We start from the raw sequence: 23,049 nt of genomic DNA, 5'->3' as shown, positions 1-23,049 counted from the left end.
GCGGAGGAGTCTGGACAGCGGTCACTTCGTGAGTGCCGCCGTGATCGCGTCGATGTTCGCCTGCTGCCACGAGACGTAATCCTCCCCCTTCGGGAGCGTCTCGGTGACACCGACGACCGGGATGCCGTTGTCCTCAGCAGCCTTCTTGACCTGCTCGGTCTCCGGGCTGGAGGTCTGGTCGTTGTAGGCGAGGAGCTTCACCGTCTTGCCGGTGAACAGCTTGAGGGTGTCGTTGAGCGCGGACGGCGGCACGTCGTCGCCTTCCTCGATCGCCTCCGAGAAGGCCTCGGGCGTGACGTTGTCGAGCCCGATGGCGTCGAACAGGTACCCCGGCACCGGCTCCGTGTAGGAGACCTTCTCGCCCTCGTGGGTCTTCTTGAGCTCGGCGGTCTGCGACTCGAGCCCCTCGAGCTTCGTCGTGAGTGCGTCGGCGTTCTTCGTGAAGGTGCTCTTGTCGGCACTGTCGAGCTCGCCGAGGTGCTTCGCGACGTCGTCGACGAGCTTGACCATCGTCGGGTAGCTGTAGAACACGTGCTCGTTGAACTCGGCGTCGCCGCCCTTGTCCAACCCGGAGAGCTTCACGACGTTGATCGTGTCCGCCTTGGTGCTTGACGCGTCGGCGAGCGTGGTCATGAAGTCGTCGTAGCCCCCGCCGTTCTCGATGAGCAGGTCTGCCTTCGACACCGCGAGCTGGGTCTTCGCGCTCGACTCGAACGAGTGCGGGTCCTGCGAGGGGTCGTTCAGGATGCTCGTCACGGAGACGTGGTCGCCGCCGATCGCCTGGACGACGGAGCCGTAGACGTTCGTGGAGGCGACGACCCGGACGGTGCCGTCGCCGGAGGCGTCACCCGACGCGGAGGAGGTCGCGCAGCCGGTCAGGGCGAGCGCGGCGGCGCCGACGACGAGCGGCAGGGCGAGGAGACGGTTGTGCATGGCTCCGAGCGTAGGCCTTGTTGATAACGGTTGTCAAAACCATCCTCACGAGGAACGGGAGGGCTACCGTTGTGGAACTCCGACGGCAGGACCGGGCAGTACCCATCGTGACCCACACCCATCCACCACCCGACGCGGCGGCCGAACTCGGTCGGCTCTTCGACCTGCACGGCCGTCGGATCCTGCTCTACCTCGCGCGGCGCACCGACCTGCAGACCGCCGAGGACGTCCTCGGCGAGACCTTCGTCGTCGCGCTCACCCGCTGGGACGCCCGGGACCCCGACCGTGGCGACCCGGTGCCGTGGTTGTTCGGCATCGCGACGAACCTGCTGCGGCGGCACTGGCGCTCGGAACGTCGAGGGCGCCGGGCCATGGCGCGTGCGGCCGATCCGGAGACCCTCGACACCGACCCCGGCGACCGCGTCGACCAGGAGCGCGCAGTCCGGGCGGTCATCCGTGAACTCGACCGGATGCGCCCCGCCGTGCGGGACACGGTCCTGCTGCACGCCTGGGCCGAACTCACGTACGAGCAGATCGCCGCCGCGACCGGCGTCCCGATCGGCACCGTGCGATCACGACTCAACCGGGCACGCGCCGCTCTCCGCGCCGTCCCCGAACCGACCCCTCCCCTGAACGGAGCAGCCCGTGCCCGATGACATCACCCTCCTCCGTGCCGTCCGGTCCGAGGTCGACGACCTCCCGCCCGAGGTGGTCGACGCCGCCCTGCACCGCGCACGGCAGCGGATCGCCCTGCACGGGGACGCCCCGCTGCGGACGCGGCGGACGCGCTACCGGCCGGCCCTGATCGCCGCGGCGGTCGTGATCACGGCGGGCACCCTGGTCGGCACCGGCGTCCTGACGCACACCCCGGGCTCGGAGGCGGCCGCCGCCGCGACCCTGCACGACGCCGCCCGCGCAGCCGCGGCCGACCACGGCAGCGCGACCGCGTTCCGGCGCGTGACCGTCCGCGAACTCGCGCTCGGCTACGCCACCTCGGACGGCGAGCACTACGACGAGGGCTACCTGGCCCCGACGACGACCGTCACCTGGGTGCCGCGTGACATCACCGGTACCTGGACCCAGGAGAGTTGGTCCGACCCCGCGACCACGATCTACGGCGGACGCGCCGCCCGACGGGCCGCGCAGCAGGACTACGCCGCGTCCGCACACCGCGACGACCCGGTCCGGAGCACGGCCGCCGGCGGGGCGTTCGGCAACGGTGAGCTCGGTGGCACACCGGAGGGCACCCTGACGCCCGCCGACATCGCCGGGCTCCCGCGCGATCCCGACGCGCTCGTCCGACGCATCGAGGCAGCGCCCCGGGCCGAAGGAGCGAGCGACGCCGAGCAGGTGTTCGACACCCTGAGCGACTTCCTCCGGACCGGCCTGGTGCCGGCCGACCTCCGCGCGACGGTGTACGAGGCGATCGCCGGCCTGCCCGACGTCGTCGTCACGGACGACCAGGCGTCGCTCGACGGCCGCCACGGCACGGCGATCGGCCTCGGGGGGCGCAGCGACAGCGATCGCCGCGAGGTCATCATCGATCCGGCGACCGGCGCCTACCTCGGCGAGCGGACGCTCCAGACCCGTCGGATCGGCAGTATCCCCGCCGGATCGGTCGTCGACTCGGTCACCGTCGCGGTCGACGGAGTCGACCGGCTCCCCTGAGCCACGCAACGGACGGGAGTCGCGGTGCCGGCTGGCACCGCGCCTCCCGTCCGTCAGGAACTCGCGTTCTACGGCTTGGTGGCCGCCTCGATCGTGTTCTCGGCGATCGTGTCCTCTTCACGCCCGGGGGTGCGGAGGTTCCACTTCTTGATCACGAAACTGAACAGGAAGTAGTACACGACCGCGTAGCCGAGGCCGATCGGGATGAGCCAGATCGCCCCGTCCGCCTTGCCGAAGTTCAGGACGAAGTCGATCGCGCCGGCCGAGAACGAGAACCCGTCGTGGATCCCGAGCGCGTTCACGAGGGCGAGTGAGGTGCCCGTGAGGACCGCGTGGATGACGTACAGCGGGAACGCCACGAACATGAACGAGTACTCGAGGGGCTCGGTGATGCCGGTCACGAAGGACGTGAGGGCGGCCGAGAGCATGATGCCGCCGACGAGCTTGCGGTTCTGCGGCTTGGCGTTGCGCCAGATCGCCAGGGCACCGGCCGGCAGCGCGAACATCATGATCGGGAAGAAGCCGGTCTGGAAGATGCCCGCGGTCGGGTCGCCCGCGAGGAACCGCGCGATGTCGCCGTGGTAGGTCGTGCCGCCGGTGGTGAAGCTGCCGAGCTGGAACCACGGGAAGAAGTTGAGCAGCTGGTGCAGCCCGATCGGGATGAGCATGCGGTTGACGAACCCGAAGATGCCGCCACCGATGACGGCGTTGTCCGCGACGGCGGTGCCGGCGGCCGTGAGCGCGATGTCGAAGTAGCGGTAGAAGAACGACATCACCACGGCGATGAGCAGTCCCGCGACGGCGGTCAGGATCGGGACCAGTCGACGGCCGGAGAAGAAGCCGAGGAAGTCGGGCATCTTCGTCCGGTGGAACTTCTCCCACAGCACGGCCGAGACGAGACCCATCACGATGCCACCGAGGACGCCGAAGTTGATCATCGCCTGGCCACCGTTGGCGTCCTTGACACCGTCGAGGACGATCGGCGACATGACCTTCCACACCTCGTACATGACCATGTAGCCGACGACGGCGGCGAGTGCCGTGGTGCCGTCGGACTTCTTCGCCCAGCCGATCGCGATGCCGACGGCGAAGAGCAGCGGCAGCCAGTTGAAGACACCGCTGCCCGCTGCCGAGATGACACCGGCCCACTGGCCGAATCCGGGGATCGCACCGAGCAGGTCGGGCTGACCGATGCGGAGCAGGATGCCGGCCGCGGGCATGACCGCGATCGGGAGCAGCAGGCTGCGTCCGAGCCGCTGCGCCTGGGCGAACAGCTTGCTCTGCTTCTTCGGCTTCTTCTTCTCCGGCACGTCCGTGGCAGTGGTGGTGCTCATCGGAAGTCCTCTCGTCATCGGGTGGAGCTGTCGGGGTGAGTTGAGTCGTGCAGCCAGCGCAGGTAACCTCGGCGGTACCACCAGGTCCGGTCCTGTCCGGTCATGACCAGTTCCGTAGTCTGAACCGAGACCGGGCGCATGTCAACCTGGCGCTCACACCCTGAACGAGGAGGAACCGATGGCTGACATCAAGGCCGCTGACATCATCGCCGCGCTGGGCGGGGTGGACAACATCGAGGAGGTCGAGGGCTGCATCACGCGCCTCCGCGTCGAGGTGGAGGACGGCGACCTCGTCGACAAGGCCGCCCTGCAGGCCGCCGGCGCGCAGGCCGTCGTCGGTGGCGGCACCGGCTGGCAGGTCATCGTCGGCACGGTCGCCGACAACCTCGCGCAGGACATCCAGGACGAACTGTGACGAGCGTCCGGACCCCGTTCGCGGGCCCGGTCGTCGCACTCGCCGACGTGCCCGACCCGGTGTTCGCCGGGCAGCTCGTCGGCGCCGGTGTCGCGGTGGACCCGACCGGCGTCGAGGGGGCGGTCACCGCGGTGGCACCCGTCGACGGCACGATCGTGAAGCTGCACCCGCACGCGTTCGCACTGCAGGGCTCGGCGGGGACCGACGTGCTCGTGCACGTCGGCATCGACACCGTGAAGCTCTCCGGCAAGGGGTTCGAGCTCGTCGCCACCGAGGGTGACACCGTCACCGCCGGGGACCCCGTCGTCCGGTTCACCCCCTCGGTGATCTCGGCCGCCGGCTACTCCCCGATCTGCCCCGTCGTGGTGCTCGGCTCCGCGCCGGACTCCATCGCGCAGGACACCGTCGGCACGACGGTCCGCGACGGCGAGACGCTCTTCGAGGCGTAGCCCGCGCGCACGAGACCCAGGCCCCGCTCGTCGTGACCCGACGGGCGGGGCCGAGTCGTGCCTCCAGGCCGTCAGCGTGCTGGCCGAGCCTCGGCCCCGCGGACAGGATCCGGGGCGCGGGCGGGCGGAACCGTCCACCGGGCCGAGCTTCGGCGGCCGAGCGGCGGCCCAGCCGACCGCGGCTACGCGACCGCGGGCGCCGCCGAGGCCGTGACCTCCATCTGCACCCGGTACCGGTCCGACCGGTACCAGGAGCGCGCGTGCTCCACCGGGCGGTCCCCCGAGTACGACACCCGGTCGAACTCCAGCACCGGCGCGCCGGTCTTCGTGCCGAGCAGCGTCGCGACGTCGTCCGCCGCGGGCTTCGCCGCCACCGTCTGCTGCGCGCGGTCGATCGGCGTGCCGTACTCGACGGCGGCGAGCGAGTACACGGACCCGGACAGGTCGTGGTCGAGCAGCCCCGGGAACGCCTCGGCGGAGAGCCAGGCGTCGTCGATCGACACCGGTGCGCCGTCCGCCATCCGGAGCCGCTTCAGGTGGTACGCGGTGTCCGACTCACCGAGCCGGAGCGCGGCGACGGTGTCCGCCGGGGGGACGCGCTCCTCGCGGACGAGCACGACCGTGGTGGGCACGTGCCCGAGCGCTCGCATCTCCTCGGTGAACGACGCCAGGTGCAGCGTGGACTGCACGGGTCGGTGCGCCACGAAGGTGCCCTTGCCGCGCACGCGTTCGAGGTAGCCCTCGTTGACGAGCTGCCCGAGGGCCTCGCGCACGGTGATGCGGGAGACGCCGTACTCGGCGATGAGCTGGCGTTCGGACGGGATGGCGGCGCCGGGGGCGAGCCGGGTGGTGGCGAGGTCGAGCAGGATGCGGCGCAGCTGCTGGTGCTTGGGCTCGGCACCCTCGGTGATGCGGCTCGTCATGCGTCCCTCGTGCTCCGTCGCTGGTCGTCGGGGTGGTCATGCGCGGACATGACCAGTTCCCATCACAGTAGCGAGTCCACTTCGGTTCGCCAACGTGCATGACAAGATGACGCCCGTGACAACCGTGGTGATCGTCGACGACGAGACGCTCGTCCGTTACGGCTTCGAGCTCATCCTCGGCGCCGCGCCGGACATCGACGTCGTCGCCACGACCGGGGACGTCGACGCCGTGCAGGTGATCCGGACGCACGCTCCCGACGTCGTGCTGCTCGACGTCCGGATGCCGCGCATCAACGGGCTCGAGGTCCTCCGCGAGCTGCAGACCCTGCCCGATCCACCGGCGGTCGCGATGCTCACCACGTTCGACACCGACGAGTACGTCGGGCAGGCGATGGAGTTCGGCGCCGCGGGCTTCCTGCTGAAGGACACCGACCCGGAGGCCCTCGCCGAGTACGTCCGCGTCCTCGCCCGCGGCGGTGTCGTCCTCGCACCCGGCGTGGACCGGACCCGGCTCTTCGCCGCGCGTCCGTCCGGCAAGGCACCGGCGTCGATCACCGACCGCGAGCACGCGGTCCTGCGGCTCGTCGCCGACGGTGCGAGCAACCCCGACATCGGCGTGCGCCTCGGGGTCAGCACCGGCACCGTCAAGGAGGACGTCCGCGCCCTGCTCGTCGCGTTCGGGGTGTCGACCCGGGTCCAGCTCGCGCTGCGCGCCGCCGAGGCGGGGCTGCTGGATGCCTGAGCAGCAGCCGGACGGTGCGTCCGGAGCGGCCGCTCGCATCGGTCGGGTCCTGCGGGCGACCGACGGGAGGCTCGACCGCCTCGTCGACGTCGGCCTGCGCTGGACGCGCACCCACCGGGCGCCCTGGTGGCTGGTCGACGCGTTCTTCGTCGCGGCCGCCGTCGCCGACGCCGTCCTCGACATCTCGGGTGCGACCACGGTCGAGACCTGGCTCTCGCTCCTCGCGGCCGCCGCACTGCTGCTCCGCCGCCGCTTCCCGGTGCTCGCGTTCGCCCTGACGGTGCCCGGGTTGTTCGTCGGGTCCGCGGTGGTCGCGGCCTCGATCGCGCTCTTCACGCTCGGGGAACGCACGGACCGACGGTGGCTGATGCTCCTCGCCGCACTGGTGCAGTTCGTCGGGTTCAGCGGCTTCGTCGGACCGCCGCAGACCCTCGACGAGATCGTCGTGTCCGTCGTCTACGCGCTGATCTTCGCCCTCGGGCCGCTCGCCGTCGGGCTGCTCGTGCAGACCCGGGCGCGACTCACCGAACAACTCGACCTCGCTCGACGGGCGCAGGAGGACGAACGCCGCCAGGCGGCAGCGGTCGCGCTCTCCCGCGAACGTGCGCTGCTGGCCCGGGAGATGCACGACGTGGTCTCGCACCAGGTCACCCTCATCGCGGTGCAGGCCGGGGCGATGCAGATGGCCGGGCGTGACGAGGCCGAGCGCGGGTTCGCCCGGACGATCCGGCAGCTCTGCGTCGTCACGCTGCAGGAGCTGCGCGAGATGGTGCAGGTCCTCCGCGCGTCCGGCGGCACCGACCGCGAGATCGCCCCGCAACCGGTGCTCGCCGACCTGCCCCGGCTCGTCGCCGAGAGCGGCCTCGAGACCAGCACCACGGTGGACCTGCCCGACACCCTCGCGCAGCCGCTGCAGCGCGCCGTGTACCGCTTCGTCCAGGAGGGGCTGACCAACGTCCGGAAGCACGCCCCGGACGCGACCGTGCGGGTGAGCGGCCGGATCCACGGCGGGCACGTGCTCGTCGACGTCGTGAACGGTCCCGCCCGGGCAGCACGACTGGAACTGCCGGGGTCCGGGCTCGGGCTGATCGGCCTCGGCGAGCGGGCGTCGCTGCTCGGCGGCAGCATGGAGTCCGGTCCGCAGCCGGACGACGGTTTCGCCCTGCACCTGCGCCTCCCGGTCGAGCACGTCCCGGCGGCGCGCACCGTCTGAGGGTCATCCTGCGAGCCATCCCGGATGGCCGATCGGCCACCGCGGTTCACGCCCTGGAGCGATGACGCCGCGTCCCGGATCCGCTGGGATCGACAGCGTGGCACCTTCAGCACTGTTCGGTCGACTCCGTCGCTTCCCGGTCTCCGTCGTCGTGACCCTCACGGCGGTCGCGTTCGCGGTGTCCGCCCGGATGGCGCACGCCGAGCCCGACTTCCCGCACCACCCGCCCGTCGCCTGCCTGGCACTCGTCGCGGTGATCCTGACGACCGTGGTGGCCGAACGGTCGCTCGGCTCGCTCCGGACGCTCGTCATCGGCGTCGGTGCGCCCCTGCTCGCGGTGGGGGCGACCCTGTTGACGGTGACGATCGGGTCCGCGTTCGGCGAGGCGCACGCCGAGTTCGCCGTGGGCCAGCCGCTCTTCGCGCCGTCGACCGTGGCAGCCGCGCTCCTCGGGGCCGCCTCGGCCGCGATGCCGATGCAGCGGCGCTGGCGGGTCCGCGTCGCGCTCTGGGTCGTGGTGCTGACCCTCGTGCTCTTCGCCGGCCACGGTTCGGACCTGGCCCGCGCCCTGGCGACCCTGCTCGGGACCGCAGCCGGCGCGTTCGTCGTGCGCCGCGCCTCCCGTCCGGACCCGCGCAGCACGCGCGACACGGTCAGCGCGCGGACGACGGTGGTGAGCGCCCTCATCGCGCTCGGCGCCGGCACCCTGGTGACGCTCGTCGTCCCGGACCCGGACGGCGTCCTCTCCATCTTCGCCGCGGCGATGAGCGACCGCTCGGTCGTCGTGGTCGGCGTGCTGCTGCTCTGCGCCGCCTGGCTGGTGCAGCGCGGCAGCCGGATCGGCATCGCCCTGGCGACCGGCGTGCTCGTCACGCTCACCGTCGTGCTCGCCGACGTCTTCGTCATCGAGCCGATGCACGACGACTCCCTGCAGTGGCAGGGTCTCGGGCTCGACGCACTCGAGTGGCAGGTGACGCTCCTCGGGGCGTGGCTCGTCCCCGCCGCCGTCCTGCTCACCGTCCTGGCGCTCCGGGGCCGGCTGGTGCGGGCCCGCTTCCGGGCGGCCGGACCCCACCGCGACGACCTCGTCGGGATGCTCCGTGACGGTGACGCCGGCACGCTCGGCCACATGGGGACCTGGCACGGCAACGCCACCTGGACCCACCCCGGCGGACTCGGCGCGGTCGCCTACCGCGTGCGGGGGGACGTCGCGCTGACCGTCTCCGACCCGGCGTGCGCTGCGGCGGACCGTGCCGACGTGGTGGCGGCGTTCACCGCGTTCTGCGAGCGCAACGGCTGGGTGCCGGCCTTCACGAGCGTGCACGAACCGGTGCGGGAGATCCTCGCGGCCGAGGGCTGGACCGCGCTGCCCGTGGGGGTCGAGTCGGTGCTCGACGTCACCACGTTCGACCTGCGCGGCAAGAAGCGGCAGGACCTCCGGACCGCGTCGAACCGCGCCGACCGCGAGGGTACCCGCGACGAGTGGACGACGTTCTGCGCGCTCGACGACGGCCAGCGCGCCGAGGTCGAGGCGATCTGCACGCACTGGGCCGCCGACCGGCGCCTGCCCGAGATGGGCTTCACGCTCGGCGGGTTCCGCGAACTCGACGACCCCGACGTGCGCCTGATGCTGGCCGTCGCCGAGGACGGCCACGTGACCGCCGTGACGAGCTGGCTGCCCGTCTACGAGCACGGCACCCTGACCGGGTACACGCTCGACGTGATGCGCCGCGGCGAGGACGGGATGCCCGGCGTGATGGAGTTCCTGATCGCCCGGACCGCCCTCCGCGCCCGCGAGGCGGGCCTCACCACCATCAGCCTGTCCGGCACCCCGCTCGCCGCGCACGCCGGAGCGCGGACGCTGGTCGCCCGCGGGTCGCTCCTGATCGCACGGGTGCTGGAGCCGGTGTACGGCTTCCGATCCCTTCAGCGGTTCAAGGAGAAGTTCGGCGCCCGGCACGAACCGCTCTGGATCGTCGTGCCCACGCCCCTGCACGTGCCGCGGGTCGCCCGGGCACTGGCGAGCGCGTACGTGCCGGGGCTCCGGCCGAAGCACCTGTGGGCGCTGCGGCAGGCGCACCGTGGCGCGGCGGCGGCCCGCGGTGTGGCAGCATCCCGCTCGTGAGTCCCACCGAATGGCTGCTCGCCACGCAGCTGCAGGCGCCGTCGAAGCTGGTCCCGATCGACATCGCGTTCGCGGTCCTCGCGGTCGTCGTGCTGCTGCCGGTCGTCCGGTCGTGGCGGGACCGGCGCGCGTGGCGGTCCGTCGGGCTCCGGGCAGCGGTCGCCGGTGGGTCGGCCGTCGTGGTGCTCGTCGTGTGCTGGGTGCTCAGCGACGTCCGCAACGTGTTCGGGGTGGCCCTCAGTCCGGTCACCCGCATGTGGATCGCCATCGCAGCGGCCGGCCTGGGGTTGGCCGTCACCGGCATCGTGCAGGGCGGCCGCTGGCGTCGGGTGCTCGCTGCCGTGCTCGTCCCCGCCGCCCTGCTCGTCCCGGCGCTCGGTGTGAACGTCGAGTTCGCCAAGTACCCGACGCTCGGCACCGTCGTGCAGTCCGACCCGTACCCGGAGCTCGACCTGACGGCCGCCCCCGCGCCGGCGATGCCGGCTGCCGGTGAGGTCCGCACCGTGGAGATCCCCGGCACGCGCTCGGGCTTCCCGGCCCGCCCCGCGGTCGTGTACCTGCCGCCCGCGGCCCTCGTCGCCGACCCGGGGCCGCTCCCCGTCGTGCTCGCGTTCGCCGGCCAGCCCGGCGCCCCGAGCGACATGTTCACCGCCGGGCAGATGGGGACCGTGCTCGACGCCTACGCCGCAGCCCACCACGGCAGCGCCCCGATCGTGGTGTCCGTCGACCAGTTGTCGGCGCCGGGGCGGAACACGATGTGCGTGGACTCCCGGCTCGGTGCCGCTGCGACGTACGTGACCGAGGACGTCCCGGCGTGGCTCGGGAAGCACCTGCCGGTGACGCCGGACCGGCGCGCCTGGGGCCTCGTCGGGTTCTCCCAGGGGGCGACGTGCGCGATGCAGTTCATCACCGGCGCCCCCGACCACTTCGGAGCGGCGCTCGCGATCTCCAGCGAACTGCAGCCGATCGACCAGGACCCGAAGCACAGCGCCGACCAGGCCTTCGGCGGCTCCGTCAGCGCGTGGAAGGCCGCGGCACCGATCGCACAGATGCGGGAGCACGGGCTCCGCGGCCGGTCAGTCTGGCTGACGGCGGGCTCGTCCGACAAGGAGTTCAGCCGGAACGCCCGGGAGCTCGGGGCGGCCGCTCGGAAGGCCGGAGCGCACACCACGATCGCGTTCGCCCCGGGGAGCGGCCACGACTGGAACACCGTGCAGTGGTCGTTGCGCACGGAACTGGCGAACGAGGCGGACGTACTGTTCGCCGCGCTCCGCTGATCCCTTCCGCGCCGCCGCCGCTCAGGCGTTGGCGACGAGCCAGGCGCGCTGCGTCCGGGTGAGCGCCCGGTCGGCCCAGACCTGACGCTCGACCCCGTCCGGCAGCGCCGCGGAGGTCGCGCCCTGCCACACGAGCGACAGCCCGGCACGCTCGAGGACCGCGGCCGAGGCCGGGTTGTTCGTCAGCACCCGCCCGGTGACCGGAACCTCGGGAGCGACGTCGTGCGCAGCGTGGACGGCCGCGTGCGCGATCTCCGTCGCGTAGCCGTTCCCCCACGCCGACGGCGCGAGACGGTACCCGAGGTTCCACACCTCGGCCGCGGTCATGTCGACCCCACCGACGCCGAGGAACGCGTGGTCTGCCGCCGAGCGCACCGCCCACGACCCGAGGCCGTGTCGGGCACGTCCACCGATCTTGCGCTGCACCAGGTCGACGCTCGACGCCCGCACCGTGTGCCGACCGGCGGGCAGGTGGGTCCACGTGCGGGCGTCGGAGAAGACGCCGTGCACGTCGTCGATGTCGGCGGGGGTCAGCGGGGTGAGCAGGAGGCGATCCGTTCGGATCTCCTGCGGGGGCATCAGGAGCTGGTGGACCATGCTCCGATCATCCCGCCGCCCACCGACATCGGGGTGAACGGCGCGCGAACGGGCGCGAGTCGTGCACGGGTCGTGCACGGGTCATGCACATCGTGAGCAGAAATGGTCGAGTTGCGCGCGGCGACCCGACCATTCCTGCTCACAAAGCGACGACCGCGAGCCCGAACGCGCGAACCTGAACGCGCGAACGGGCGCGAGCCGTGCGGAGCCCCGCGCTCAGTCGAGCAGCAGCGCCGGCTCCTCGAGCACCGACGCGACGTCGTGCACGAAGCGCGACGCCACGTCCCCGTCGACGACCCGGTGGTCGAACGACGCACCGATCGTCGTCACCATGCGCGAGCGGACCTCACCGTCGACGACCCACGGCTTCGGCTTGATCGTGCCCATCGCGACGATCGCGACCTCGCCCGGGTTGAGGATCGGCGTCCCGGTGTCCATGCCGAACACGCCGATGTTCGTGATCGACACCGTCCCGTTCGCCATCTCCGCCGGGGTGGTCTTGCCGTCGCGGGCGGTCAGCGTGAGCTGCTCGAGGGCCTGGGCGAGCTCGAACAGGGACATGTCCTGCGCGTCCTTGATGTTCGGCACGATGAGGCCCCGCGGGGTCGCCGCGGCGATGCCGAGGTTCACGAAGTGGTGGACGATGATCTCGCGGTCGGTCCAGGTCGAGTTCACCGAACGGTTGCGGCGGACGGCCCAGATCACGGCCTTCGCGACGAGGAGCAGCGGCGAGACCTTGACACCGGCGAACGTCGGCGAGGACTTCAGCCGCTTGACGAACTCCATCGTGCGGGTCGCGTCGACGTCGACGAACAGCGAGACGTGCGGCGCCGTGAACGCCGAGGTGGTCATCGCGGTCGCGATCGCCTTGCGGACGCCCTTGACCGGGATCGTCTCGCTGCGGACGTCGCCCCACTCCGGGGTCTCGATGTTGCGGAAGACGCTGGCCTGCTTCGCGTGCCGGATCACGTCGTCGCGGGTGACCTCGCCCGCCAGGCCGGTCGCCACGATCGCGGTCAGCTCGACGCCGAGGTCCTTCGCGAGCTTCCGGATCGGGGGCTTCGCGAGGACGTTGGTCGCGGTGCTCTGCTTGCGCGGGGCGGACCCGAGGGCGGTGATCGCCTCGGCGGTGGGCTCCTCACCGGGGTCGGTGGCGGCTTCCGCCGCTGCGGCTGCATCCGCACTGGAGGCACGGCTCGCCTCGGCCGCGAGGGCCGCGGCCCGACGGGCGCCCGGCTTCCGGCGCGACGGCGACGAGGTCGCCGAGCCGTAGCCGACGAGGACGGCGCCGGAGGACTCGTCGGTTCCGACGACGGCGGCACCGTCGGCGACCGGCTGTGCCGGTGCCGGTGCCGGTGCGGCGACTGCGGCCGGTTCGGTGGTGGGCGCCGGCGCGGCGGGTGCCGGCGCGGCGACCGGTGCGGGCGCCGCCGGGGCCTGCGCGACCGGAGCCGCGGGCGCGGCCGGTGCCGGCGGGGTGGAACGGACGTCCGGCGAGGTCGGGACGCTCTCGGCGACCGGAGCCGCGCCTCCCGACTGACTCGACGTGACCGGCGCGCCGGACGCGACCGACGCATCGGAGTCGACGCGGATGATCGGCTTGCCGACCTCGACCGTGTCGCCCTCGGACACGAGCAGCCCCGTGACGGTGCCGGCGAACGGCGACGGCAGCTCCACCAGGGACTTCGCGGTCTCGATCTCGACGAGCACCTGGTCGACGGCGATCTCGTCCCCGATCGCGACGCGCCACTGCACGATCTCGGCCTCGGTCAGGCCTTCGCCCACGTCGGGCAGGGGGAATTCGGCGGCGGCCACGTCGGCTCCTTCGGCGTTCGGGTCGAGCTCGGTCAGGGGGATCAGTAGGCGAGGGCGCGGTCGACGGCCTCGAGGACGCGATCGGCGTCCGGCAGGTGCAGGTGCTCCAGCTTCGAGACCGGGAACGGGATGTCGAACCCGGACACCCGCAGCGGCGGCGCCTGCATCGTGTAGAAGGCCTTCTCCGCGACCGTCGCAGCGATCTCGCTGCCGACGCTCACGAAACCGGAGGCCTCCTGCGCGATGACGAGGCGACCGGTCTTCCGGACCGACGCGAGCAGCGGCTCCCAGTCGATCGGCGAGATCGAGCGGAGGTCGATGACCTCGCAGCTGGTGCCCTCGGACTCGGCGAGCTCGGCGGCCTGCATGAGCGTGGCGACCATCGCGCCGTGCCCGACGAGGGTGACCTCGGTGCCGGTGCGTGCGACGCGCGTGGTGTGCATCGGCACGTGCCCGTCGACGAGGTCCACCTGACCCTTCGGCCAGTAGCGGGACTTCGGCTCGAGGAAGACGACCGGGTCCTTCGAGGCGATCGCCTCCTGGATCATCCAGTACGCGTCGTTCGGGGTGCTCGGGCTCACCACGCGCAGCCCAGCGGTGTGCGCGAAGTAGGCCTCCGGCGACTCCTGGTGGTGCTCCACGGCACCGATGTGGCCGCCGTAGGGGATACGGATGACGACCGGCAGCGACATGTGCGCCGGCAGGCGGTTCGCCATCTTCGCGAGCTGCGAGGTGATCTGGTCGAAGCCCGGCCAGACGAACCCGTCGAACTGGATCTCGACGACCGGACGGTACCCGCGCAGGGCAAGACCGATCGCGGTGCCGATGATGCCGGCCTCGGCGAGCGGGGTGTCGCGGACACGCTCCGCGCCGAAGCGGTCCTGCAGGCCCTCGGTGATGCGGAAGACGCCGCCCAGCTGGCCGATGTCCTCGCCCATCAGCAGGACCTTGTCGTCCGCCTGCATCGCGGCGGCGAGCCCGGCGTTGAGCGCCTTGGCCATCGGGAGCGTCGGGGTGGGGTCGCTCGGGACCTCGCCGGCGCCCGGGTGGGAGCGCAGCGTGTAGTCGAAGAGCTGCTCGGTGGTGCTCATGCGTGGGCGCCCCCTTCGTAGCCGGCCTCGTAGCGTTCGAGCCAGGCCTTCTGCTCGGCGATCAGCGGGTGCGGCTCGCGGTACACGTTGTCGAACATGACGTCCACCGACGGCGGCGTCAGCGCGACCGTGCGACGCCGGACGTCGGCGGCGATGTCCTCGCCCTCCTCGTCGAACGCGGCGAGCTGCTCGTCGGTGACACCCTTGCTGCGCAGGTAGGCGGCCGAGCGGGTGATCGGGTCGCGCTCGACCCACGCGGACAGCTCGTCGTCGCCGCGGTACCGGCTCGGGTCGTCCGAGCTGGTGTGCGCACCGATGCGGTACGTGTCGGCCTCGATGAACGCCGGACCCTGACCGCTGCGGGCGTGGTCGGTGGCGACGACGGAGGCCGTGTACGACGCCAGGATGTCGTTGCCGTCGATCAGGACGCTCGGGATGCCGAAGCCACGGGGCCGGTCGACGAGCGGGGTCGGCGACTGCACCGACACCGGGACCGAGATCGCCCAGTGGTTGTTCTGCAGGAAGAAGACGACGGGCGCCTTCGTCGACGCGGAGAACACGAACGCCTCGTTCACGTCGCCCTGGCTGGTCGCGCCGTCACCGAAGTACACGATGGAGCATGCGTCGCGGTCCGGGTCGCCCGTGCCGACGTCGCCGTCGAGCTTCTGGCCGAGTGCGTAGCCGGTGGCGTGCAGCGTCTGCGAGCCGATCACCAGCGTGGAGATGTGGGTGTTGCCGCGCTCGTCCGGGTCCCAGCCGCCGTGCGTCTGTCCGCGGTACATCGCGATGATCTCCATCGGCTCGACGCCGCGGTGCATCGTGACGGCGTGCTCGCGGTACGAGGGGAACACGTGGTCCTGGGCGCGGAGGGCGAACACGGAGCCGGTCTGCGCGGCTTCCTGCCCGTGGCTCGGCACCCAGAGGCCGAGCTGCCCGGTGCGCTGGAGGTTGTGACCGGCGTGGTCGAACCGACGGGTGAGGACCATGCGGCGGTGCATCGCCAGCAGGGTCTCGTCCGGGATCGCCCGCGCAGCGGCGGCGAACTCGGCGTTCTCGTCGGTCTCCACGAACCGGCCCTCGGTGTCGAGGAGCCGGATGGTGGTCGTCGCGGGGGCCGCGGCGCGGAATGACATGCGGGCCAGCGTAGCGGCAGCGACTACCGGGCCGCCTGGAGGTCCCCCACAAGCGAGCGTGCTGTTTCGAGGAGCGTTCCCACAGCCTCGTGCTCGCCGATGGAGACGCGGATGCCCTCGTTCCCGAAGGCGCGGACGATGATGCCGGCCTGCTCGAAGCGCTCCGCCGCGTGCCCGGTCAGCTCGCCGGTCGGCAGCCACACGAAGTTGCCCTGGGCGTCCGGCACGTCCCAGCCCTGCTCGCGGAGCGACGTCACGATGCGGTCGCGCAGCGCCGCGATCTCGGACACCCGCGCCAGCAGCTCGGACTCGCGCTCGAGGCTGGCGAGCGCCGCGGCCTGGCCCTGCGCGGTGACCGACAGCGGGATGGCGCAGGCGCGGACGGCGTCGAGCACGTAGGCCGGGCCGAGGGCGTACCCGACGCGCAGCCCAGCGAGCCCGTACGCCTTCGAGAAGGTGCGGAGGACGACGAGGTTCGGGTACCGCTCGAGCAGCGGGGCGCCCCGGACCGCGGTCGGCTCGGTCACGAACTCGGCGTAGGCCTCGTCGAGGACGACCAGCACGGTGGACGGCACCCGGGCCATGAACGCCTCGAACTCGGCGCCCGTGACGGCCGGGCCGGTCGGGTTGTTCGGGGAGCAGACGATCACCATGCGGGTGCGCTCGGTGACGGCGGCGGCCATCGCGTCGAGGTCGTGCCCACCGTCGGCGCGGTTCGGCACCTGGACGCTCGTGGCCCCGGCGACCGTGACGACACCCGGGTACGCCTCGAACGAACGCCAGGCGTAGACGACCTCGTCGCCGGCGCCGGACGTCGCCTTCGCGAGCTCGTGCAGGATCGCGACGCTGCCCGGGGCGACGTGGACCTCATCGACGGTCAGCCCGAACCGGTTCGCGAGCACGGCGCGGACGGCGACGGCGGTGGCGTCGGGGTACCGGTTGAACGCGGTCTGCGCCTGCACGGCCTCGACGACGCCGGGCAGCGGCGGGAACGGGTTCTCGTTGCTGGACAGCTTGAAGGCGTCCGCCGCGGCCTGGCGACCCTGCTTGTAGGCGGGGAGGACGGAGATCTCGGGACGGATGTGCACGCGCTCGTCAGTCACCGGATCAGGTTACCCGGCGGGGAGAACGGCGATGCAGCGCCCATCCCGGTGACGGATGTGCACGCGCTCGTCAGTCACCGGATCAGGTTACCCGGCGGGGAGAACGGCGATGCAGCGCCCATCCCGGTGACGGATGTGCACGCGCTCGTCACTCACCGGATCAGGTCACCCGGCGGGGAGAACGGCGATGCAGCGCCCGTCCCGGTGACGGATGTGCACGCGCTCGTCAGTCACCGGATCAGGTCATCGGCCCGTCCGCGGGTGGCGGAGGGCATCATGGGTGCATGCGATTCCTCGTCCGCCTCGTCGTCAACGCCGTCGCGCTCTGGCTCACCACGCTCATCGTGAGCGGCGTCTCGGTCACCGCCTTCGGCGACGGGGGCACCACGGCCACCGTGCTGACCTACCTGCTCGTGGCCTTCGTGTTCGGCCTCGTCAACGCGATCATCGGCACGCTCATCCGGATCGTGGCGTTCCCGATCTACATCCTGACCCTCGGGCTCATCTCCTTCGTGGTGAACGCGATCCTGCTGCTCATCGTCGCCGGGATCTCGGACGCGTTCGGCTTCGGACTGAACGTCGAGTCCTTCGGCTGGGGCATCGTCGGCGCGTTCGTGCTCGCGGTCTTCGCCTGGCTGATCGGGCTGTTCGCGCGCCCGGTGCTCAACCGCCAGCGCGCGTGACCGGACCCGGAGCCCCGTTCCGGGTCTCGTTCGTCTGCAGCGGCAACATCTGCCGCTCCCCCATGGCCGGCATCGTGTTCGCCCAGCTCGCGGCCGAGGCCGGCATGTCCGACCGGTTCGTCGTCGAGTCCGCCGGCACCGGCGACTGGCACGTCGGCGAACCCGCCGACGAGCGCACGATCGCGGCCCTCGCCGCACGCGGATACGATGGCAGCAGGCATCGCGCCCGTCAGTTCGACCCGGACCGGTTCCCGGACCTCGACCTGGTGGTCGCACTCGACCGCTCCCACGAACGCATCCTGCGCTCGTGGGCACCGACCATGGACGACGCCGCGAAGGTGACGCTCCTGTTGCGGTACGACGACGCCTGGCCCCAGCAGACCGACGTACCGGATCCGTACTACGCGGACCGGCACGAGTTCGACCGAGTGCTCTCGACCGTCGAACGGGCCTGCCGGGCGCTCTTCCGCCAACTCGAGCCGGCAGTCCGTCAGGGAGCCCCATGACCCCCCTTCCCCCGCAGCCGATCAGCCCGCTCGACGGGCGCTACTACCCGATCGTGCACACGGTGGGCGAGCACCTCTCCGAGGCCGGCCTCAACCGCGCGCGCATCGTGGTCGAGGTCGAGTGGCTCATCTTCCTGACCGACCACGCGATGTTCACCACCTCGCCGCTCAGCGTCGACGACAAGGCGGCGCTCCGCGCGGTCGTGTCGACCTTCGGGCAGGAGCAGATCGCCGAGCTCGCGGAGATCGAGGCGACGACGCGGCACGACGTCAAGGCCGTCGAGTACTTCGTCCGCCGACGCCTGTCCGAACTCGGGCTCGACGCGATCGCCGAGCTGACGCACTTCGCCGCGACCAGCGAGGACGTCAACAACCTCTCCTACGCCATCACCGTGCGCGACACCGTGGACCAGGTGTGGCTGCCCGCCTACCGCGCCGTGCTCGTCGCGCTCCGTGCCATGGCGGAGGAACTGAAGAGCGTCCCGATGCTCTCGCACACGCACGGACAGCCGGCCACCCCGACGACGCTCGGCAAGGAGCTCGCGGTGGTCGTGTACCGACTCGAGCGCGTCCTCGCGCAGATCGAGGGCGGCGAGTACCTCGGCAAGTTCTCCGGTGCGACCGGCACCTTCTCGGCACACCTCGCCGCCGACCCCGAGGCCGACTGGCCGGCGCTGTCGCGCGAGTTCGTCGAGGGCCTCGGGCTCACCTGGAACCCGCTCACCACGCAGATCGAGTCGCACGACTGGCAGGCCGAGCTCTACGACCGGGTGCGGCACGCGAACCGGATCCTGCACAACCTCGCGACCGACGTGTGGACCTACATCTCGATGGGGTACTTCACGCAGATCCCGGTGGCGGGTGCCACGGGGTCGTCGACGATGCCGCACAAGATCAACCCGATCCGGTTCGAGAACGCCGAGGCAAACCTCGAGATCTCGTCGGCGCTGTTCTCGACGCTGTCCGAGACCCTCGTCACGAGCCGCCTGCAGCGCGACCTGACCGACTCGACCACGCAGCGGAACATCGGCGTCGCGTTCGGGCACTCGCTGCTCGCGCTCGACAACCTCCGCCGCGGCCTGAGCGAGATCGCCGTGAACGAGACCCGCCTCGCCGAGGACCTCGACCACAACTGGGAGGTGCTCGCCGAGGCCATCCAGACGGTCATCCGCGCCGAGGTCACCGCCGGGCAGTCGAACATCGAGGACCCGTACGCGATGCTCAAGGAGCTCACCCGCGGCAAGCGCATCGGACAGGCGGAGCTCGTCGCGTTCGTGAACGGCCTGGACATCTCGTCCGGCGCGAAGGCGCGGCTGACGAACCTGACGCCGGCGACCTACACGGGGCTGGCCGACGAGCTCGTCGACCACCTCGACGTCTGACACCGCGCGGGTCGCGCAGGACGCGGCGGTGCTGCACCCCCGACGGCCTGGAGGCGCGGCGCGACCCCGCCTCCAGGCCGCACCACCTCAGGCGGTGACGTCCAGGGCCTCGGCGACCAGCGCCTCCAGGACGGTGCGGACGGCGGGACGGACCGCACGGTCCGGCCGGACCAGTGCCTCGATGCGCCGCCCGGCGCGGACGTCGGCGAGTTCTGCAAGGTGAAACCGCCCCGGCGCGCGCGTCCCCGAGGTGTACCGGGGCACGAGCGCGACGCCGTGCCCGGCGACCACGAGGTTCTCGATCACCGGCAGGTGGACCGTACGGAAGCCGACGCTCGGCGGGGTGTCCGTCGCGGCCGCCATCGCGGTGAGGACCCGGTCGATCGGGTAGCCCACCGGGACACCGATCCAGTCCTCGCCGACGACGTCGTCGATGCCGACCCGTGCCCGTGACGCCAGGCGGTGGCCGAGCGGGAGCGCGACGTCGAGGGGCTCCCGGAGCAGCGGCACGGTCTCGAGCGCTTCCCGCCCGGCCGGCGGGGCCCCGTCCGGCCGGTGCCCGATCACCACGTCGTGGTCGGCGGCGAGCGGGCCGAACTCGTCCTCGCTGACGTCCACGTCGACCAGCACGAGTTCGATGCCGGGGTGGGCGCGCATCCGGGTGAGCAGCCCGGGGAGCAGGAGTTCGGCGGCGCTCGGGAACACGGCGAGGTCGACCCGGCCGGAGGCTCCGCCGAGGTGCTCGCGCCACGCGGCGTCCACCGTGGCGATCGCCGTCGCGACCCCGCTCGCCAACCCGGCGAGGACCCGGCCGTCGTCAGTGAGCCGGACGCCGCGCCCGACCCGCTCGACGAGGGCGACGCCGACCTGGCGCTGCAGGGTCCGGAGCTGCTGCGACACCGCGCTCGGCGTGCGGTGGGTGGCCTCGGCGACGGCGGTGACGCTCCCCCGTTCGTCGAGCTCGCGCAGGACGGCGAGGAGCTGCACGTCGAAGTCGACCATGCAGGGACACTACAACGTGCGTACGGAACTCTTCGCTGGTGCTGCACGGTCCGGCTGCGTCACGATCGGTCCGTGCGCACTCGTGACCGTCTCCTCGCCGTCGTGGTCGCCGTGGTCTGGGGGCTCAACTTCCCCGCCACGGCCCTCGCGCTCGAGCACTTCCCGCCGTTCCTGCTCGCGGCGCTCCGGTTCACGCTGCTCGCCGTGCCGACGGTGCTGCTCGTGCCGCGGCCGCGGATCCCGTTCGGACGGCTGCTGCTCGTCGGCGCCGGGCTCGGGGTCCTGCAGTTCGCGTTCCTCTACCTGAGCATGGCGTCCGGCATGCCCTCCGGACTCGCCTCGCTCGTGCTGCAGGCCTCGGCGCCGTTCACGGTCGTGCTGGCGGGGGTGTTCCTCCGGGAGCGGCTCACCGGACGCCAGGTCATCGGCGTGACGATCGCCGTCTGCGCCCTCGCCGCGATCGCCGTGCACCGGGCCCAGGCGGCGGCGCTCCTGCCCGTCGTGCTCGCGCTCTGCGGGGCGCTCGGCTGGGCGATCGGCAACGTCGCGACCCGGCGCGCGGGTGCGTCGAACCCGCTGCACCTGACCCTGTGGTGGTCGATCGTGCCGCCGGTCCCGATGGCCGTCCTGTCGTTCGTCGTCGAGGGACCGGCACGCATCGGGACCGCCCTCGGGACGGCCTTCACCGCGGAGGCGCTGCCCGCCGACCTCGGGCTGCTCTACATCGTGCTCGTCGCCACCCTCGTCGGCTACGGCATCTGGTCACGGCTGATGGCGACCTACCCGTCGAGCACCGTCGCACCGTTCTCGATGCTCGTGCCCGTGGTGGGCGTGCTCGCGTCGTGGGCGGCGTTCGGCGAGGTCCCGGACGTGGTGGAGATCGCCGCCGGCGTCGTCGTCGTCGCAGCCGTGCTCTGGTCGTCCCGCGCAGCCCGACCTCGGGCGTTGCCGGTGAGCACCGCGGGTGTCCCGGTTCCGGTGCTCAGCCCCGGTGCTGGCGACGCTCGGCGATGATCCCGGCGAGCGCGCCGCGCAGGTGCGGGTAGTGGAACTCGTACCCGGCCTCGACCAGGCGCGTCGGCACCACCCACCGGCTCTTCAGTACGAGTTCGGTCTCGGTGCGGATCGCGAACGACCCGAGCTCGAGCATCCACCGCCAGGTCGGCACCCCGAACCGGCGGCCGACGGCGTCCCGGATGGTGGCCATCACGGTGCGGTTGTCCGACGGGTTCGGGCTGGACACGTTCACCGCGCCGTCGATGTCCTCGTGGTCGCGCACGAACCGGATCGCCCCGAGGACGTCCGCGATGTGCACCCAGCTGAACCGCTGCCGACCGTGGGTGTGCCGGTCGTGGTGGTACGTCCCGGCACGGAGCCGGGCGCGCGTCGGGAACCACGGGCCGTCGTACTGCGGGCCACCGAGGCCGGCCTGGGCCAGCCGGAGCAACGGGACGAGCGCGCTGCCGTCGCCGAAGACGATCGCCATGCGCAGGGCCACGCGGCGGGTGCCGGGCAGGTCCGCCGCGAACAGGGCGTCCTCCCACGCCTTCGCCACCGAGACGGAGAAGCCCTCGCCGAGCTCGCCCGTGGCCTCGTCCTGCGGGCGGTCGTCGGCGTGCCGGTAGATCGTCGCCGTGGACGCGTTCACCCACAGGGGCGGCGGGTGCTCGCTCGTGCGGATCGCCTCGGCGAGTTCGAGCGTGGTGTCGACCCGGGAGCGGATGATCTCCGCGCGGTTCCGCCGCCCGTACCGGCAGTTCACGCTCTTGCCCGCCATGTTCACGACGAGGGCCGCGCCGTCGACGAGTTCGCGGATCCGCAGGGTGTTGCCCCAGACGGCGTCCCCGGTACGGCCGACCGTCACGACCTGGTACCCCTCGTCGCGGAACGCCTCCTGGAGGTACCGTCCGACGAAGCCGCTCGCTCCCGCGACCACGACCCGTTGTTGCTCCACCATCAGCGTCCCCCTCCTGGATCCGCATCGGGCACGACCGCGTACCGGAACGCCCCCTCGTACCGGTACAGCGTGCCGACCACCGGCGCCGAGAGCACCAGGGACACGCGCTGCACGTCGGCTTCGTCATCGAATCGTTCTGAGAGCGTCACACGCGGCGCGATCGGGGCCGGCAGGCGCCACCCGCGTCCCAGCGCACGGAGCGTCACGCGCGTGGAGACCAGGCGCAGGGCGCCCGCGTCCGGTCCGAGCGGGTCGACCTCCGCCCGGAGCAGGGCGCTGACACGGCCGCGGCGACCCAGGTGGTCGACGAGCCCCTCGGGTTCGGCGGTGATGGCGTCGACCATCGTGCGGGTGCCGGAGCGGAAGCGGAAGGTGCGGCGCGCGCGGACGGCGGTCCGTTCCTCCAGGCCCGCTCGTGCTCCGCGCCGGACGCGGGCCGGACGGTTCTCGACCGTGAAGGGGACGTCCCGCTCCCAGACCGGGAACATCACGGCGTCGCGGGCGAACCACACCAGGAGCGGCCAGAGCCAGCGTCGGGGCGTGCCGACCACGTCGAAGACGCCCTCGCCGCGGCCGACGTGGCCGGGCGGGATCGGACCGAAGTACGTCCGCAGCCGCGGGTGCAGGCGGGCGAGGACGTCCGGCGGCGTGCTCAGCTGGTACGGCGACCGGGTCACGCCCCGATCCTGGCACGTCGTCGG

Annotated in this window: 23 protein-coding genes; 12 read left to right on the top strand and 11 right to left on the bottom strand. The window is 72.1% G+C overall.

All coding sequences use genetic code 11. The annotated features are described in order from the left end of the window. Positions 1 to 21: 21 nt before the first annotated feature. A complete protein-coding gene (locus ACRQ4B_RS04750; protein WP_439693544.1) occupies positions 22 to 933 on the bottom strand; it encodes a metal ABC transporter solute-binding protein, Zn/Mn family in 912 nt (303 codons plus the stop codon). 107 nt (positions 934 to 1,040) lie between these two features. On the opposite strand from ACRQ4B_RS04750, the gene ACRQ4B_RS04745 reads away from it, so the two are divergent. Both ACRQ4B_RS04745 and ACRQ4B_RS04740 read left to right on the top strand, forming a co-directional pair. After that, positions 1,041 to 1,589, top strand: a complete 549-nt coding sequence (locus ACRQ4B_RS04745; RefSeq protein WP_439693543.1) for an RNA polymerase sigma factor — start codon at positions 1,041 to 1,043, stop codon at positions 1,587 to 1,589. Then, positions 1,579 to 2,601: a CU044_5270 family protein gene (locus ACRQ4B_RS04740; RefSeq protein WP_439693542.1), complete on the top strand. Its 1,023-nt coding sequence runs from the start codon at positions 1,579 to 1,581 to the stop codon at positions 2,599 to 2,601. Before ACRQ4B_RS04745 ends, ACRQ4B_RS04740 begins: the two co-directional genes overlap by 11 nt. A 68-nt stretch (positions 2,602 to 2,669) precedes the next feature. On the opposite strand, the gene ACRQ4B_RS04735 is transcribed toward ACRQ4B_RS04740, so the two are convergent. Further along, complete coding sequence (locus ACRQ4B_RS04735) at positions 2,670 to 3,935, bottom strand: PTS transporter subunit EIIC (RefSeq protein WP_439693541.1); 1,266 nt, start codon at positions 3,933 to 3,935, stop codon at positions 2,670 to 2,672. A 178-nt stretch (positions 3,936 to 4,113) separates the two neighbouring features. Between ACRQ4B_RS04735 and ACRQ4B_RS04730 the strand changes: the two genes are divergently transcribed. Together ACRQ4B_RS04730 and ACRQ4B_RS04725 are read left to right on the top strand one after the other, a co-directional pair. Then, the gene (locus ACRQ4B_RS04730; protein ID WP_069711960.1) at positions 4,114 to 4,350 is read left to right on the top strand and encodes a PTS transporter subunit EIIB; all 237 of its coding nucleotides are present in this window, start codon (positions 4,114 to 4,116) and stop codon (positions 4,348 to 4,350) included. Next, on the top strand, positions 4,347 to 4,799 hold the full coding sequence (locus tag ACRQ4B_RS04725) for a PTS sugar transporter subunit IIA (RefSeq protein ID WP_439693540.1): 453 nt from the start codon (positions 4,347 to 4,349) through the stop codon (positions 4,797 to 4,799). Before ACRQ4B_RS04730 ends, ACRQ4B_RS04725 begins: the two co-directional genes overlap by 4 nt. 182 nt (positions 4,800 to 4,981) lie before the next feature. On the opposite strand, the gene ACRQ4B_RS04720 is transcribed toward ACRQ4B_RS04725, so the two are convergent. Then, entirely contained in the window at positions 4,982 to 5,722 is a 741-nt protein-coding gene (locus ACRQ4B_RS04720) for a GntR family transcriptional regulator (protein WP_439693539.1), read from the bottom strand. A 106-nt stretch (positions 5,723 to 5,828) separates the two neighbouring features. Between ACRQ4B_RS04720 and ACRQ4B_RS04715 the strand changes: the two genes are divergently transcribed. From ACRQ4B_RS04715 to ACRQ4B_RS04700, 4 genes are all read left to right on the top strand, one after another. Then, positions 5,829 to 6,464, top strand: coding sequence for a response regulator (locus tag ACRQ4B_RS04715; protein ID WP_439693538.1), 636 nt, complete (start codon positions 5,829 to 5,831; stop codon positions 6,462 to 6,464). Next, entirely contained in the window at positions 6,457 to 7,677 is a 1,221-nt protein-coding gene (locus ACRQ4B_RS04710; RefSeq protein ID WP_439693537.1) for a sensor histidine kinase, read from the top strand. Before ACRQ4B_RS04715 ends, ACRQ4B_RS04710 begins: the two co-directional genes overlap by 8 nt. Before the next feature lie 97 nt (positions 7,678 to 7,774). Beyond that, on the top strand, positions 7,775 to 9,802 hold the full coding sequence (locus ACRQ4B_RS04705) for a bifunctional lysylphosphatidylglycerol flippase/synthetase MprF (protein WP_439693536.1): 2,028 nt from the start codon (positions 7,775 to 7,777) through the stop codon (positions 9,800 to 9,802). Beyond that, entirely contained in the window at positions 9,799 to 11,079 is a 1,281-nt protein-coding gene (locus tag ACRQ4B_RS04700) for an alpha/beta hydrolase (RefSeq protein WP_439693535.1), read from the top strand. The genes ACRQ4B_RS04705 and ACRQ4B_RS04700 overlap by 4 nt, the downstream gene beginning before the upstream one ends. Before the next feature lie 21 nt (positions 11,080 to 11,100). On the opposite strand, the gene ACRQ4B_RS04695 is transcribed toward ACRQ4B_RS04700, so the two are convergent. The 5 genes from ACRQ4B_RS04695 to ACRQ4B_RS04675 form a co-directional block, all read right to left on the bottom strand. After that, the gene (locus tag ACRQ4B_RS04695) at positions 11,101 to 11,676 is read right to left on the bottom strand and encodes a GNAT family N-acetyltransferase (protein WP_439693534.1); all 576 of its coding nucleotides are present in this window, start codon (positions 11,674 to 11,676) and stop codon (positions 11,101 to 11,103) included. A 216-nt stretch (positions 11,677 to 11,892) separates the two neighbouring features. Then, positions 11,893 to 13,491 (bottom strand): dihydrolipoamide acetyltransferase family protein, encoded by a 1,599-nt coding sequence (locus tag ACRQ4B_RS04690; RefSeq protein ID WP_439693533.1) that lies wholly within the window; start codon positions 13,489 to 13,491, stop codon positions 11,893 to 11,895. 41 nt (positions 13,492 to 13,532) lie between these two features. Then, positions 13,533 to 14,492 (bottom strand): alpha-ketoacid dehydrogenase subunit beta, encoded by a 960-nt coding sequence (locus ACRQ4B_RS04685; protein WP_439694352.1) that lies wholly within the window; start codon positions 14,490 to 14,492, stop codon positions 13,533 to 13,535. An 86-nt stretch (positions 14,493 to 14,578) separates the two neighbouring features. Next, positions 14,579 to 15,715: a thiamine pyrophosphate-dependent enzyme gene (locus ACRQ4B_RS04680; protein ID WP_439693532.1), complete on the bottom strand. Its 1,137-nt coding sequence runs from the start codon at positions 15,713 to 15,715 to the stop codon at positions 14,579 to 14,581. Positions 15,716 to 15,738: 23 nt separating this feature from the next. Further along, complete coding sequence (locus tag ACRQ4B_RS04675; RefSeq protein WP_439693531.1) at positions 15,739 to 16,818, bottom strand: histidinol-phosphate transaminase; 1,080 nt, start codon at positions 16,816 to 16,818, stop codon at positions 15,739 to 15,741. 284 nt (positions 16,819 to 17,102) lie between these two features. On the opposite strand from ACRQ4B_RS04675, the gene ACRQ4B_RS04670 reads away from it, so the two are divergent. From ACRQ4B_RS04670 to purB, 3 genes are all read left to right on the top strand, one after another. After that, positions 17,103 to 17,501 carry a phage holin family protein gene (locus tag ACRQ4B_RS04670; protein ID WP_439693530.1) on the top strand — a complete coding sequence of 133 codons (399 nt, stop codon included), beginning with the start codon at positions 17,103 to 17,105 and terminating at the stop codon, positions 17,499 to 17,501. Between the two features lie 62 nt (positions 17,502 to 17,563). Then, positions 17,564 to 18,007 (top strand): low molecular weight protein-tyrosine-phosphatase, encoded by a 444-nt coding sequence (locus tag ACRQ4B_RS04665; protein ID WP_439694351.1) that lies wholly within the window; start codon positions 17,564 to 17,566, stop codon positions 18,005 to 18,007. Further along, the gene (gene purB, locus ACRQ4B_RS04660) at positions 18,004 to 19,389 is read left to right on the top strand and encodes an adenylosuccinate lyase (protein ID WP_439693529.1); all 1,386 of its coding nucleotides are present in this window, start codon (positions 18,004 to 18,006) and stop codon (positions 19,387 to 19,389) included. Before ACRQ4B_RS04665 ends, purB begins: the two co-directional genes overlap by 4 nt. Before the next feature lie 87 nt (positions 19,390 to 19,476). Here purB and ACRQ4B_RS04655 read toward each other — a convergent pair whose 3' ends face one another. Beyond that, positions 19,477 to 20,391: a LysR family transcriptional regulator gene (locus ACRQ4B_RS04655; RefSeq protein WP_439693528.1), complete on the bottom strand. Its 915-nt coding sequence runs from the start codon at positions 20,389 to 20,391 to the stop codon at positions 19,477 to 19,479. A gap of 72 nt (positions 20,392 to 20,463) precedes the next feature. Here ACRQ4B_RS04655 and ACRQ4B_RS04650 point away from each other — a divergent pair, with 72 nt between their 5' ends. After that, entirely contained in the window at positions 20,464 to 21,405 is a 942-nt protein-coding gene (locus ACRQ4B_RS04650) for an EamA family transporter (RefSeq protein ID WP_439693527.1), read from the top strand. On the opposite strand, the gene ACRQ4B_RS04645 is transcribed toward ACRQ4B_RS04650, so the two are convergent. After that, complete coding sequence (locus ACRQ4B_RS04645; protein WP_439693526.1) at positions 21,374 to 22,348, bottom strand: epimerase; 975 nt, start codon at positions 22,346 to 22,348, stop codon at positions 21,374 to 21,376. The two genes, ACRQ4B_RS04650 and ACRQ4B_RS04645, sit on opposite strands and share 32 nt — an antisense overlap. Then, positions 22,348 to 23,025, bottom strand: a complete 678-nt coding sequence (locus ACRQ4B_RS04640; protein WP_439693525.1) for a DUF4166 domain-containing protein — start codon at positions 23,023 to 23,025, stop codon at positions 22,348 to 22,350. The genes ACRQ4B_RS04645 and ACRQ4B_RS04640 overlap by 1 nt, the downstream gene beginning before the upstream one ends. Positions 23,026 to 23,049: the final 24 nt, after the last annotated feature.

It is taken from the genome of Curtobacterium sp. SP.BCo (assembly GCF_051903265.1).
Lineage (GTDB): Bacteria > Actinomycetota > Actinomycetes > Actinomycetales > Microbacteriaceae > Curtobacterium.
Note: the sequence above shows the minus strand (reverse complement) of the source record. Positions and strands in the feature narration are given on the sequence as shown.